Origin of the sequence: Sunxiuqinia rutila, assembly GCF_050589705.1 — a bacterium.
Taxonomy (GTDB): Bacteria; Bacteroidota; Bacteroidia; order Bacteroidales; family Prolixibacteraceae; genus Sunxiuqinia; species Sunxiuqinia rutila.
The window spans coordinates 199,102-211,676 of the sequence record NZ_JBNGOT010000006.1 but is presented as its reverse complement, the minus strand read 5'-3'; the positions used below and the strand labels follow the sequence as shown (position 1 = coordinate 211,676).

The window sequence follows — 12,575 nt, the reverse complement described above, 5'->3', positions numbered from 1 at the left end:
GTTTGATTCCGGATCTTTTAAGTTTGTGTATTTTTAGTCATTCAAAATAAACTGAATTCAAAATGAAATTGAAATTTTCCCTTTTACTGCTGTCGGTATCGCTTTTTGTTGCTTTTATTTCTTGTTCCAATTCTCCCAAGAGATCCAGAAAACCTGTCGCAAAAATCAGCCTTCATCCTCAAAAAAACCGCTATGAATTTGGGGACTCCATTTCAATTTCAATCCGAGTAAAAAACAGCGATGGCCAAATCAAAGATTCAAAACTTTATGTGGACAATAAGTTGGTTCAAACCAGTGATGAACTGGAGTTTAACTTTGCTGTTGGCCGACTTACTGAGCTCGGTAAACACAGCATAAAGCTATTAGCCACTAAAACCGATGGGGTAGAAGGTGTTACTTTTCAGTCATTTGAAGTGGTTTCGGATTTAAAACCGGCCAATTACGGCTACGAAGTGGTCAACACGTACCCACACAATACCGAACACTTCACCCAGGGTCTCGAAATTCACAACAACGAATTCTATGAAAGTACAGGAGAATACGGAAAATCGGGCATTTTCAAATTTGACCTGAATTCCGGATCTGTTTTGAAATCATTCAAGATGGAAGACCAGTATTTTGGTGAAGGGATCACCATTTTTGACCAGAAAATTTACCAACTGACCTACAAAGCACAAAAAGGCTTTGTCTATGATCTGAACACTTTTGCCCGTATTGATTCATTTACTTTCAGCACGCCCGAAGGCTGGGGGTTGGCACACGACGGTACGCATTTAATTAAAACCGACGGGTCCGAATTCTTACATTTTATTGACCCGGAAACCTACGAGGAAGTCAAAAAGCTTCAGGTTTATGACGACCGCGGGCCGGTAAAATATTTGAACGAACTGGAATACTACCAAGGCGAACTTTATGCCAACATTTACACCACCAACTATGCGGTAAAGATTGATCCAAACACAGGAAAAGTGCTGGGCCATATCAATTTTGAAGGCTTGCTTTCGGTGCTTTATAATCCGGATAAACCCATTGACGTTTTAAACGGTATTGCCATTCATCCCGACAACGGAAAGATGTACATCACTGGAAAACTTTGGCCCCATTTATACGAGGTCAAACTGATTAAAAAAGACTAGGTGTTTGTCCGCCGTTGTAATTAATTCTTCCTAAGTGCTTGTAGGCCCGGTCGGTTACTTCACGTCCGCGGGGTGTACGCTTGATAAAACCTTCCTTGATTAAAAAGGGCTCGTACACCTCTTCAATGGTTCCTGAATCTTCACCAACAGCCGTTGAAATGGTAGAAATTCCCACAGGTCCTCCATTGAATTTATCAATGATGGTCGATAGAATTTTATTGTCCATTTCATCCAAACCGTGCTGATCAATATTGAGTGCTTCGAGTGAAAACCGCGTAATCTCCAAATCAATTTTGCCATTGCCTTTCACCTGGGCAAAGTCACGTACGCGTCGAAGCAGCGCATTTACAATTCGAGGTGTTCCACGGCTTCTGGAAGCAATTTCCAGGGCCGCCTGGTCTTTGATCTCCACATTCAGAATTTTCGCTGAACGCTTCACAATTCCGGTCAGAATACTCAGATCGTAGTATTCGAAATGAGCATTGATTCCAAAACGTGCCCGCAGCGGACTGGTCAATAAACCCGACCGGGTAGTTGCTCCAACCAAGGTGAACGGATTTAACTCCAATTGAATTGAACGTGCACTGGGGCCTTTGTCGATCAAAATATCAATTTTATAGTCCTCCATAGCCGAATACAAATATTCTTCCACTATGGGGCTTAAACGATGGATCTCGTCGATGAAAAGCACATCGCTTGGCTCAAGGTTGGTTAACAAGCCGGCTAAATCACCGGGTTTATCCAAAACCGGACCGGAGGTTAACTTCAAACTTACGCCCAATTCATTTGCAATAATATTCGACAAGGTGGTTTTTCCGAGCCCCGGTGGTCCATGCAATAAAACATGATCCAAAGCTTCACCACGCATTTTGGCAGCCTGTACAAAAACTTTCAGGTTTTCGACAATCTGCTTTTGCCCTTTGAAATCATCAAAAGAAAGTGGACGCAATTGCTTGTCCAAATCCACATCTCTCTCGGAAAAAGATTCATCGTGAAGATCGATTTGATCTGTCATAAAACTATACTTTTCTAACCGAACAAATATAGCTTTATTTCATGAAGTGTCGGGTAGCGGAATTTATTTTACGATTTCCAGCTCTTCAAAGATCTGTTTCAATTTATCAATATCAAAAGGTTTGGCCATAAACTCATCCATGCCATAAGAGAGACATTTATCCCGATCATTGTCCATGGTATTTGCCGTAAGTGCAATAATGGGGGTTCTCAAGTTCTGTGGATTTTGATTTTCGATTTCCCGTATTTTCACAGTAGCCTCTAAACCATCCATTTCGGGCATCATTATATCCATTAAAATAACATCGTACTGGGCTTCCTGAAAGCGTTCCAGGGCTTCTAAACCATTGTTCGCAATCGTAACATCGTGGTTGAATTTCTTCAAACTAAATGTTACAATCCTTTGATTCAGCACATTATCTTCTACCAGCAATATTGAAAGTTTGTCCTCCATTCACACATACATTTAAGCACTGTAAAGTTAATCCTTTAAACAGTGAAAAGGAAACCCTCTTTTTTCAAAAAATTGAATTCAACACCTAATTATTATTTATAAGTTTTAATAAAAATTAAAAATGGATATTATAATAGCCTGTTGATTTCATGTATAAAAATTTGCTCTGTTTTTTGTTTTACTGGAGAATCTGATGTTATTGGGCAGTTATTAACCGAATATGAACAGGGCTTATTTCTGAAAATAAATTGAATGGCGATGAAATCAACATCTGTTAATATCTCTTGTTTTTGATTACTTTTTGTGGTTTTTTAACGGTGAGATATGTTAATAGCTGTTGATATCTTCATGGTGATTTTTAAAAACTTATGTTTGTTATTCCAAGATTAAATTACTAGGCAGAATCGGAAACCAAATTTTAAAATTTAATTTTGGATATTTATTTGTGTCGAATTAACAGGAAATACGGAGATATTAACATTTTTGTAAAGTTGCAAAATACTTTAAAATAGAGAGATAAGATATATGACTGAGGGATATAAACACCTTGTTGATAAACTGGAATTATACATTAGAAAGCACAGTTTTTATGCGTTTTTAAGGGGAATTATCGTGTCTACTCTGCTACTGCTTAGTTACCTGGTGATTGTTTTATTGATCGAGCATTTTAGCTGTTTGGGGTCGTTTTACCGCAGTTTGCTCTTTTATTTCTCTGTTCTGTTTTTTGCTGGAGTCGTCATTTTTTATTTCGTAAGGCCATTTTTTAACTTGCTTGGCCTAACAAAAAGCATGTCGTATAAAAAGGCGGCAGAAATTATTTCTGATCATTTTCCGGAAATCGAGGATCAGCTTATAAACATAATTGAACTCTCAAAGATCGATCAGGAAAGCCATCAGGAATTGGTATGGGCAAGCATCGATAAGAAAATTGAACAGCTTAAGATTTTCAATTTTTCAGAAGCCGTTTCTTATCGAAAATTACGAGGAAGTTTGGGAATGCTTCTTCTTTTAGTTTGTTTTTCGTTTTTATTAGCGATGACATTTCCAGGTTTGTTTTCTAACACTGGAAAACGATTATTGGCTTACAAGGAATCGTTTCAAAAACCAGCACCTTTTACTTTCGAAATTTTGAATGATAGTTTGAAGGTGAAAAAAGGGACGGGGTTAAAACTTCAAGTGAAATGTGATGGAAGCAAGATTCCGGATCTTCTCTATATTAATATAGCTGGTTCAAATTTCCTGATGACAAAAAAGGACACTCTTTTTAGTTATTCACTCGAACATCTCAACAATAGCTTTGGCATCTATTTTACCAATCTCGAATATCGGTCGTCGAATTACCAGGTTGAAGTTTTACCGTCACCGGCTATTTTGGAATACTCGGTTGAAATAAAACCGCCCGCTTATACCGGTTATGAGTCAAAACAACAAAGTATGCTGGGGGATTTGGAAGTTCCTTTTGGATCGAAGATCAAATGGGTATTTAAAACGATGGATACCGATTCACTGTTTTTTGCAGTTAATGGAGTGCCTATAATTGTTAATCCGGATTCGAAAACGTTTACTGTAGAATATATGGCCAAGGAAAATGTGGATTATACGGTATCGATCAAAAACAGCTATTTTGATTATCGCGATTTACTACGGTTTCGCTTGGATGTGATTCCGGATTTATACCCCAAAATTGATGTAGCTCAGTTACGCGATTCGGTTACTTATACCCGTTTTTACTTTAAAGGAAGTATTGCAGATGACTATGGCTTTCATGACCTGAATTATCATTTAATGATCAAACAGCAGGATAGCTTGATTGCATTGCCGCTATTGAAGAATCTTCATGAACAGGATTTTTACTTCACCTTCGATTTTAAAGAGTTGGTTGGGTTGACTGATCGCGTTGATTATTATTTTTCAGTGCGCGATAACGATTATTTTCATTCCTATAAAGAAGCGGTTTCCGAAACGTTCCAATTTGTTTTTCCTTCTTTGGAGGAATTGGATCAGTTAGATGATCAGAATTTTCAGGATTTGGAGCTTTTAATGGAGGAGAGTTTTGAGTTGACGCATGATATTCAGCAGGCCATTGATGAGTTGAAATTTAAAAGCCGGAGCGAAAATTCCTCGGATTGGGAAAAGCAGCAATTGGTTACCGAAATTCTGAACAAGAAAAAGCAGCTGGAGGAAATTTTGAACCAGGTTCAGAAGCAGAATGCCGAAATGAATGCCCTCAAAAATTCGTTTTCTGAAGAAAAAGCAGCCTTGGTTGAAAAACAAAGGCAGATTGAAGAATTGCTCGATGATGTTTTTGACGAGGAATTGAAGAAGCTTTTTGATGAGTTTAATGAGTTGGCTAAGGAGTTTGATCAAGCCAAATTTGATGAATTGTCGCGTCGTTCGGAAATGTCCATGACAGATTTGGAAAACCAATTGGAGCGAAATCTTCAAATGCTAAAACGGATGAAAGTGGAGCAGGAACTGGAAGAGCTTGTTGATGTATTAAAAGTACTTGGTGAAGAAGAAAAGCAAATTGCCTACGAACTGGACGAACATCGAAACTTTGATGAGACCAATTCGAAAGAAATCGAGAATCAAAATAAATTGAAGGATATTCAGAATGATTTGAAAAATGCTTTGGAGCTTAATCAGACCCTTGAGCAGCCGATGAATTTGCAATCGCTGGACAAGGAGTTTGAGGAAATTAATTCGACTTACGATGGAGTAGGGGAGAGCCTTCAAAACAAACGGAAGCGAAAAGCTGTTGAGCAAATTCAGCACAATGCCGAAAACTATGACAATGCTTCCTTCATTTTGGATCAGATGATGGCCATGAATATGCAGCAACAGCAAATGGAAAATATGCGGGATTTGCAGCAAATTTTGGATAACTTGATATATCTTTCATTAAATCAAGAGGCCTTGTATGATGAAATCCGTCTGCTTGATCAGAACGATCCGCGCCTAAATCAGGTTCGACTGGAGCAGGATCATCTAATAAAGCAAAGCCAGGTTGTGAAGGATTCCTTGTTTGCCGTTGCCAAACGAACACCGGCCATCGCCAATGTAGTTACCAAGGAGCTTTTTAAATTAGAGTTGGCCATGGACAAGGCTTTGGACGAACTGGAGGAAAGCCGGCTGCATGCTTCCTTGAATCAGCAGCAATATGCCATAACTTCGGCCAATAACATGGCTCTGTTTTTGAATGAAGCCCTGGATAATTTGCAAAAGCAAATGGCTTATGCCATGCCGGGCGATCAGCAATGCGACAAGCCGGGATCTGATTCTAGTGAAACCATGAATCTTTTAAAGCAAGCCCAGCAAGGCATGAAAGAACAGTTGCAGCAAATGATTGATCAACTGAAATCGGGTCAATCAGGGAAGGGGAGTGAACAGATTGGAAAAACGCTTGCTCAACAAGAGATGATGCAGCAAATGATTCGTGAATTGCTCATGAATTCAGAAGTTGGAAGTGCTGCTGAGGAGCAGCTTAAACAAATCAACCAGTTGTTGGAGCAAAACGTGGCGGATTTGGCTCACAAGAACTTAACGAGTGAAATGATTAGCAGACAGCAATTAATTCTTAATAAATTATTAAAGGCTGAAAAGGCTGAAATGGAGAGAGATGTAGATGATCAGCGGGATTCTAAAACTGCCGAGGATAAATTTTACAGTAACCCAATTGAATTTTTTGAGTATAAAAAGCATGAAAAACAATTGGAGGAAGTTATTGAAAGAAATAACTATCAGTTGCGGAAATTCTATGATCGGAAATATAGGGAGTATATCAATAATCTAAGAAAGGAAAATTGAAAAAGCGGCTCAGCATACCATCTCATTTAACCTATTTGTATGATGTTGAAAAATTCATACATTCGTTTCTTCAAGAAGCTGGACTACCTGGAACACAATTTGGATCTGTAATGTTAACTGTTTGTGAGTCAGTTAATAATGCTATTTCTCATGGAAACAGACATAATATTAATAAGTTGGTTGATATTCGCGCTGAATATCAGGACAATATGATCTGTATTGAAATTGAGGATGAAGGCAACGGATTTGACCTACACGATATTCCAGACCCGACCGATACTAAAAATATTAAAAATGAGCGTGGAAGAGGAATATTCATTATTCGGAATTTAGCGGATGATGTTGAATTTGTGAATAATGGATCGTTGATAAAAATTAAATTTAAATTGAGTCGTGAACATCAACTTTTACTTTGAGGATATTGAAGAATTTCAATTAGACTTACCAAAAATTACTAGCTGGATTAATAGTACAATTACCGAAGAAGGCCAGGAGCCTGGTGAACTTAGTTTTATTTTGTGTAGTGATGATTATTTGCTGGAGATTAACAAGCAGTATTTGAACCATGATTACTATACTGATATTATCACTTTTGATTATGTTGAAGATGGCATTGTTTCAGGTGATATTTTTATTAGTGTCGACCGGGTCAAGGAAAATGCGGATGAATATCAAGTTAGTTTTGCTAACGAACTGAACCGGATCATTATTCACGGTGTTCTCCATCTGTTGGGCTACAAGGATAAGGAAGCAGATGAGAAGCAACTTATGACCAGCAAAGAAGATTATTACCTGAGTGTGTATTAAGCTTTTCATTTCTAAGCTTTTCTATTAATTTTGCCATCTAAATTTTTTATGATGTTACCTATTTATGATGTAATTGTCGTGGGAGGGGGGCATGCCGGTTGTGAAGCAGCCGTGGCAGCAGCCAATTTGGGGTCGAAAACCTTACTCATAACCATGGATATGGGCAAATATGCTCAGATGTCTTGCAATCCGGCTATCGGTGGAATTGCCAAGGGACAGATTGTACGCGAAATTGATGCTTTGGGTGGATATACCGGCATTATTGCTGATCGATCGTCTATTCAGTTCCGCATGTTAAATCGCTCCAAGGGACCTGCTATGTGGAGTCCTCGGGTTCAGAGTGACCGCTTTCGCTTTTCGGAATACTGGCGAACGGTTTTGGAGAATACCGACAATCTGGATTTGTGGCAGGATGCGGTCATTCATTTGCTCCTTAAAAATGGCAAAGTGAAGGGAGTTAAAACAAGAATTGGAGTCGAATTTGAATCCAAAACCGTCATTCTTACCAATGGTACTTTCTTGAATGGATTGATGCATATTGGCCAATCCAAGATGGAAGGGGGTAGGATAGGGGAGTCGGCTTCTTATTTTATCAGTGATCAATTAGCAGAAGCTGGCTTTAAAACTGGTCGTTTGAAGACCGGAACTCCGGTGCGGATTGATGGACGTTCTATTGATTTTTCGAAATTAACGGAGCAAAAGGGCGATGAAGGACATTATAAATTTTCCTATTTACCCGATGTGAAAAGCGAATTGAAGGGGCGGAGTTGCTGGATTACCTATACTTCTCCTGAAGTTCATGCAGCCTTGGAGGAAGGTTTTGAGGAATCTCCCATGTACGATGGAACGATTCAGAGTGCGGGTCCTCGTTATTGCCCCAGTATTGAATCAAAATTGGTAACATTTGCCGAGAAACAGCAACACCAGTTATTCCTGGAGCCGGAAGGCGAAACGACGAATGAATATTATCTGAATGGCTTCTCAAGTTCCCTACCATGGCAGGTTCAGTATAAAGCTTTGCGCCTGGTTTCTGGCTTGGAAAATGCCAAAATTTACCGTCCGGGTTATGCCATTGAATACGACTATTTCGATCCAACACAGCTTTACCACACGTTAGAAACAAAGCATATCCGCAACCTTTATTTCGGTGGACAGATCAACGGAACGACCGGTTATGAGGAGGCAGCTGCGCAAGGTATTATTTGTGGTATTAATGCCCATTTAAAAGCCCATAATCAGGACGAATTTACTTTGGGTAGGGATGAGGCTTATATTGGTGTTTTAATCGATGATTTGGTCACGAAAGGTGTAGATGAGCCTTACCGGATGTTTACTTCGCGTGCCGAGTATCGTATTTTATTGCGCCAGGATGATGCCGATGTACGGTTAACGCCAAAGTCTTTTGAGCTTGGATTGGCCTCTCAGGAACGAATGGATTTACTGGAGGAAAAGTTAAAATTGCGTGATCAAATTATTGAATTTGTTAGCAATTTTTCGATCAAGCCGCAATTTATAAATGCCGTTTTAGAAGCTAAAAATACTTCTTCGTTGAAACAAGGAGTAAAGCTAAAAGATGTTATTTCTCGTCCTCAAATTTCTATTTTTGATGTCATCGAACCGGTTACACCTTTTAAACGAATGTTGGAGATTGTACCTAAAAATCGCTTTGAAGAGATTGTAGAATCGGCCGAAATTTTGATCAAATATGCTGGCTATATCGAGCGTGAAAAATTGATGGCGGACAAGTTTAAGCGGCTTGAGAATATCAATATTGAAGGTAAGTTTGACTACGAAAAAATCCATACTATTTCCACCGAAGCGCGGCAAAAACTAACGCGCATTCAACCCAAAACAATCGGGCAGGCCAGCCGTATTTCGGGAGTTAATCCTTCCGATATAAACGTGCTTTTAGTGATGCTAGGACGCTAATGTTCCACGTGGAACACAAAAAAGAAATCAACTATGAATTTAAAAGAAATCATCCGGGAGGTGCCGGATTACCCCGAAAAGGGGATTAGTTTTAAAGATATTACAACGATGCTGAAACATCCGGTTGCCTTTAAGCAAGTGGTCAATGAAGTATACGAAACATTCAAGGATAAAGGAATCACCAAAATTGTTTCACTTGAATCCCGAGGTTTTATTGTTGGTGGAGCTGCAGCTTATTTGTTGGATGCCGGCTTTGTTCCAATCCGCAAAAAGGGGAAATTGCCAGCCGAAACTGTTGCCGAATCTTACGAGTTAGAATACGGTTCAGATACGATTGAAATGCATAAAGATGCCCTGTGTCAAGACGACGTTGTGTTGATTCATGATGATCTTTTGGCGACCGGAGGAACGGCTTTGGCAGCTCTGAATTTGGTTGAAAAAATGAATGTCAAGAAGGTCTATTTTTCGTTTATCTGCGATTTGAAATTTATTGAAAACGGAAAAAAAGAGACCCTTTCGAAATATGAAACCCACACCTTGGTTGAGTACTAATTAGCATTTTTTATCGTTGAAATATTCTGCCGTAAATAGAAACATGGATGCCTTAAAAAAGCAGGTTTCCGTCTTGCCGGATCAGCCTGGGATTTATCAGTATTTTGATAATACCGGCAAGATTATTTACGTTGGGAAGGCCAAAAATCTGAAGAAGCGAGTAGCCTCTTATTTTTCAAAGAATCATGAAAATCGAAAAACGGCCTTGCTCGTTCGAGCTATTGCAGACATCAAACATTTGGTGGTGGAGACCGAACAAGATGCCTTGTTGCTCGAAAATAACCTGATAAAAAAATATCAGCCCCGCTACAATATTCGTTTGAAAGATGACAAAACATACCCGTGGATTGTCATCAAAAATGAACGTTTTCCGAGAGTGTTTCAAACCAGAAATGTAATACGCGACGGCTCCCAATATTTTGGTCCTTACACTTCGGTTATGACGGTGCGTACCTTGCTGGAGCTTTTCCGGAAATTGTATAAACTGCGAACGTGTAAATACAATCTTTCGCACGAAAATATAAGTACTGGAAAACTCAAAGTTTGTTTAGAATACCACATTGGAAATTGTTTGGGACCGTGTGAGGCGTTTCAGCGGGAAGAAGAATACAACGAGTACATTGCTGAAATCCGGAATATTTTAAAGGGGAATATTTCTGTTGTCATTAATTATTTGCGCGAATTAATGCATCGTTATTCTGAGAATTTTCAGTTTGAAGAGGCCAATTCGGTCAAAGAGAAATTGCAAATTCTGGAGAAATTTCAAAACCGGTCCACGGTTGTTAGTGCTACCATTACAGATGTGGATGTGTTTTCAATTGATGTGGTTGAAAAAGCAGCCTTCGTCAATTACTTGAAAGTAATCAACGGAGCGATTGTTCAAACTTACACCACGGAAATAAAAAAAGCCTTGGATGAAACAAAGGAGGAGCTTTTAGAATATGCGATTGTTGATATTCGTCAAAAAATATTTTCAAATGCTAAAGAGTTAATTGTTCCTTTCGAACCGGAATTTGAATTGGACAAAGTCACGTTTAAAGTTCCGGTTAGGGGAGATAAGAAGAAACTCCTGGATTTGTCTCTTCGAAATGCGAAGTATTTTCGTTTGGAAAAAGAGAAACAGCAAACTCTTGCTAAGCCGAAAGATGGTAGTCGTCGGATTTTAGAAACCCTGCAGCGCGATCTTCAGTTAAAGGAGTTACCCAGCCACATTGAGTGTTTTGATAATTCGAATTTGCAGGGTACAAATCCGGTTGCCGCTTGTGTTGTTTTTAAAAATGGCAAACCTGCTAAAAAGGAATATCGCCATTATCATGTTAAGACGGTGGAGGGGCCTAACGATTTTGCTTCGATGGAAGAAATTGTTTACCGACGCTACAAGCGATTGTTGGATGAAGGGAAAACGCTTCCACAATTAATCATCATCGATGGGGGTAAGGGGCAACTTGGAATGGCATTGAACGCGCTGGGGGATTTAAAGCTTCGTGGAAAAATTGCCATCATAGGAATTGCCAAAAAACTGGAGGAAATATTTTTCCCGGGTGATCCGGTTCCGCTCTACCTGGATAAAAGTTCTGAAAGTTTGAAGTTGATTCAATTTGCCCGGGATGAAGCTCACCGGTTTGGAATTACCTTTCACCGAAAATTACGATCCAAAAATTTTATCCAGTCGGAGCTTGAAAAAATCCCCGGAGTGGGCCAGAAGACCATTCAGGCACTTTTAAAGCGATTTAAGAGCGTTGAGAATTTAAAAAAACAACCCTATCGGTTGGTTGCCGATGAAATAGGCGATTCTAAAGCAGTTAAAGTGTTCGATTTTTACAAATTAAGCCGCTGATAAATAGATTTTTAGATTGAATTATTAACTGTTTTTATTCGTTCGTTTTTTTATTTAATCTAGCTCAATTTCTGTACTTCACATCGTTATCAAGCAAGCCGAGGTATGAAAAATAGCGACTATCAGCGATTTCACCTTCATTGACATATCTTTTCACCTCGCAGTTGGGTTCGTGGGTATGCGTGCAATTGTAGTACTGACATTTTTCAAGAAGCTGAAACATTTCAGGAAAGTAGTGTGATATTTCTTCCTTCTCCATTTCCAAAACACCAAAACCTTTTATTCCGGGAGTGTCAATAATGTAACCTCCAAACTTCAACTCAAACATTTCGGAAAAGGTGGTGGTGTGTTTTCCGGTTTGGTGGTAATCCGAAATTTCTTTTGTTCTTAAATGCAAGCCTGGTTCGATGGTATTGATGAGGGTTGATTTTCCAACGCCTGAGTGACCCGCAAAAACATTCGTTTTATCCTGCATCCAACTTTTGAGGGTATCCATCCCTTCTTTGGTCTTGGTTGACGTTTTTAAACAGCGGTAGCCTATTTTTTCATACAGTTCAATAAGCTCATCCATTTGTTGGTGTTGTTGGCTGTTGTAACGATCAATCTTATTAAAGATTAAAGTACATGGAATACGATAGGCTTCAGCCGAAACTAAAAAGCGATCAATAAAAGTTGTTGTGGTGACCGGGTAGTTGATGGTTACCACCAAAAAAGCCTGATCAATATTGGTGGCAATAATGTGCGATTGTTTTGAGAGGTTTGGCGATTTACGAATAATATAATTTTTTCGTTCGATAATCTTCGTAATCAATCCATTATTTACGTTGGTATTTTCTTCGCTTTCTTCTTCAACAAACTTGAATTCGACATGGTCGCCCACAGCAATGGGATTGGTACTTTTAATCCCTTTTAAACGGAATTTTCCTTTGATTTTGCATTCGACTTTGGCGCCAGTCTCAGACTTGACGGTATACCAACTTCCGGTAGATTTTATAACGATTCCTTTATTCAACTTCTAAATTTTTGTGGTGAAGAATGT

Annotated in this window: 10 protein-coding genes; 7 read left to right on the top strand and 3 right to left on the bottom strand. The window is 39.1% G+C overall.

What is annotated here, in order from left to right; genetic code table 11:
* Positions 1–62 precede the first annotated feature (62 nt).
* A complete protein-coding gene (locus tag ACRD6K_RS09595) occupies positions 63–1,136 on the top strand; it encodes a glutaminyl-peptide cyclotransferase (RefSeq protein ID WP_430973070.1) in 1,074 nt (357 codons plus the stop codon).
* Here the strand turns inward: ACRD6K_RS09595 and ruvB are convergent.
* Together ruvB and ACRD6K_RS09585 are read right to left on the bottom strand one after the other, a co-directional pair.
* Entirely contained in the window at positions 1,123–2,151 is a 1,029-nt protein-coding gene (ruvB, locus tag ACRD6K_RS09590) for a Holliday junction branch migration DNA helicase RuvB (protein ID WP_299578476.1), read from the bottom strand. The genes ACRD6K_RS09595 and ruvB overlap by 14 nt on opposite strands.
* 63 nt (positions 2,152–2,214) lie before the next feature.
* Complete coding sequence (locus ACRD6K_RS09585; protein WP_299578477.1) at positions 2,215–2,604, bottom strand: response regulator; 390 nt, start codon at positions 2,602–2,604, stop codon at positions 2,215–2,217.
* A 1,242-nt stretch (positions 2,605–3,846) separates the two neighbouring features.
* Between ACRD6K_RS09585 and ACRD6K_RS09580 the strand changes: the two genes are divergently transcribed.
* Genes ACRD6K_RS09580 through uvrC form a run of 6 tightly spaced genes read left to right on the top strand, consistent with a single transcriptional unit; the run spans position 3,847 to position 11,536 of the window.
* Positions 3,847–6,411 (top strand): coiled-coil domain-containing protein, encoded by a 2,565-nt coding sequence (locus ACRD6K_RS09580; RefSeq protein WP_299578478.1) that lies wholly within the window; start codon positions 3,847–3,849, stop codon positions 6,409–6,411.
* Positions 6,408–6,827: an ATP-binding protein gene (locus ACRD6K_RS09575; protein ID WP_299578479.1), complete on the top strand. Its 420-nt coding sequence runs from the start codon at positions 6,408–6,410 to the stop codon at positions 6,825–6,827. The genes ACRD6K_RS09580 and ACRD6K_RS09575 overlap by 4 nt, the downstream gene beginning before the upstream one ends.
* Positions 6,805–7,218, top strand: coding sequence for an rRNA maturation RNase YbeY (gene ybeY, locus ACRD6K_RS09570; protein ID WP_430973068.1), 414 nt, complete (start codon positions 6,805–6,807; stop codon positions 7,216–7,218). The genes ACRD6K_RS09575 and ybeY overlap by 23 nt, the downstream gene beginning before the upstream one ends.
* A gap of 48 nt (positions 7,219–7,266) precedes the next feature.
* Positions 7,267–9,147: a tRNA uridine-5-carboxymethylaminomethyl(34) synthesis enzyme MnmG gene (gene mnmG, locus ACRD6K_RS09565; RefSeq protein ID WP_430973067.1), complete on the top strand. Its 1,881-nt coding sequence runs from the start codon at positions 7,267–7,269 to the stop codon at positions 9,145–9,147.
* 33 nt (positions 9,148–9,180) lie between these two features.
* Positions 9,181–9,699, top strand: coding sequence for an adenine phosphoribosyltransferase (locus ACRD6K_RS09560; RefSeq protein WP_430973066.1), 519 nt, complete (start codon positions 9,181–9,183; stop codon positions 9,697–9,699).
* A gap of 43 nt (positions 9,700–9,742) precedes the next feature.
* A complete protein-coding gene (gene uvrC / locus ACRD6K_RS09555; RefSeq protein WP_430973065.1) occupies positions 9,743–11,536 on the top strand; it encodes an excinuclease ABC subunit UvrC in 1,794 nt (597 codons plus the stop codon).
* A gap of 64 nt (positions 11,537–11,600) precedes the next feature.
* On the opposite strand, the gene rsgA is transcribed toward uvrC, so the two are convergent.
* Entirely contained in the window at positions 11,601–12,548 is a 948-nt protein-coding gene (gene rsgA / locus ACRD6K_RS09550; RefSeq protein WP_299578484.1) for a ribosome small subunit-dependent GTPase A, read from the bottom strand.
* Between the last annotated feature and the right edge of the window lie 27 nt (positions 12,549–12,575).

Coding starts and splice junctions, on each gene's coding strand:
- ACRD6K_RS09595 (WP_430973070.1), top strand. CDS start 63: ATGAAATTGAAATTTTCCCTTTTACTGCTGTCGGTATCGCTTTTTGTT.
- ruvB (WP_299578476.1), bottom strand. CDS start 2,151: ATGACAGATCAAATCGATCTTCACGATGAATCTTTTTCCGAGAGAGAT.
- ACRD6K_RS09585 (WP_299578477.1), bottom strand. CDS start 2,604: ATGGAGGACAAACTTTCAATATTGCTGGTAGAAGATAATGTGCTGAAT.
- ACRD6K_RS09580 (WP_299578478.1), top strand. CDS start 3,847: ATGACAAAAAAGGACACTCTTTTTAGTTATTCACTCGAACATCTCAAC.
- mnmG (WP_430973067.1), top strand. CDS start 7,267: ATGATGTTACCTATTTATGATGTAATTGTCGTGGGAGGGGGGCATGCC.
- ACRD6K_RS09560 (WP_430973066.1), top strand. CDS start 9,181: ATGAATTTAAAAGAAATCATCCGGGAGGTGCCGGATTACCCCGAAAAG.
- uvrC (WP_430973065.1), top strand. CDS start 9,743: ATGGATGCCTTAAAAAAGCAGGTTTCCGTCTTGCCGGATCAGCCTGGG.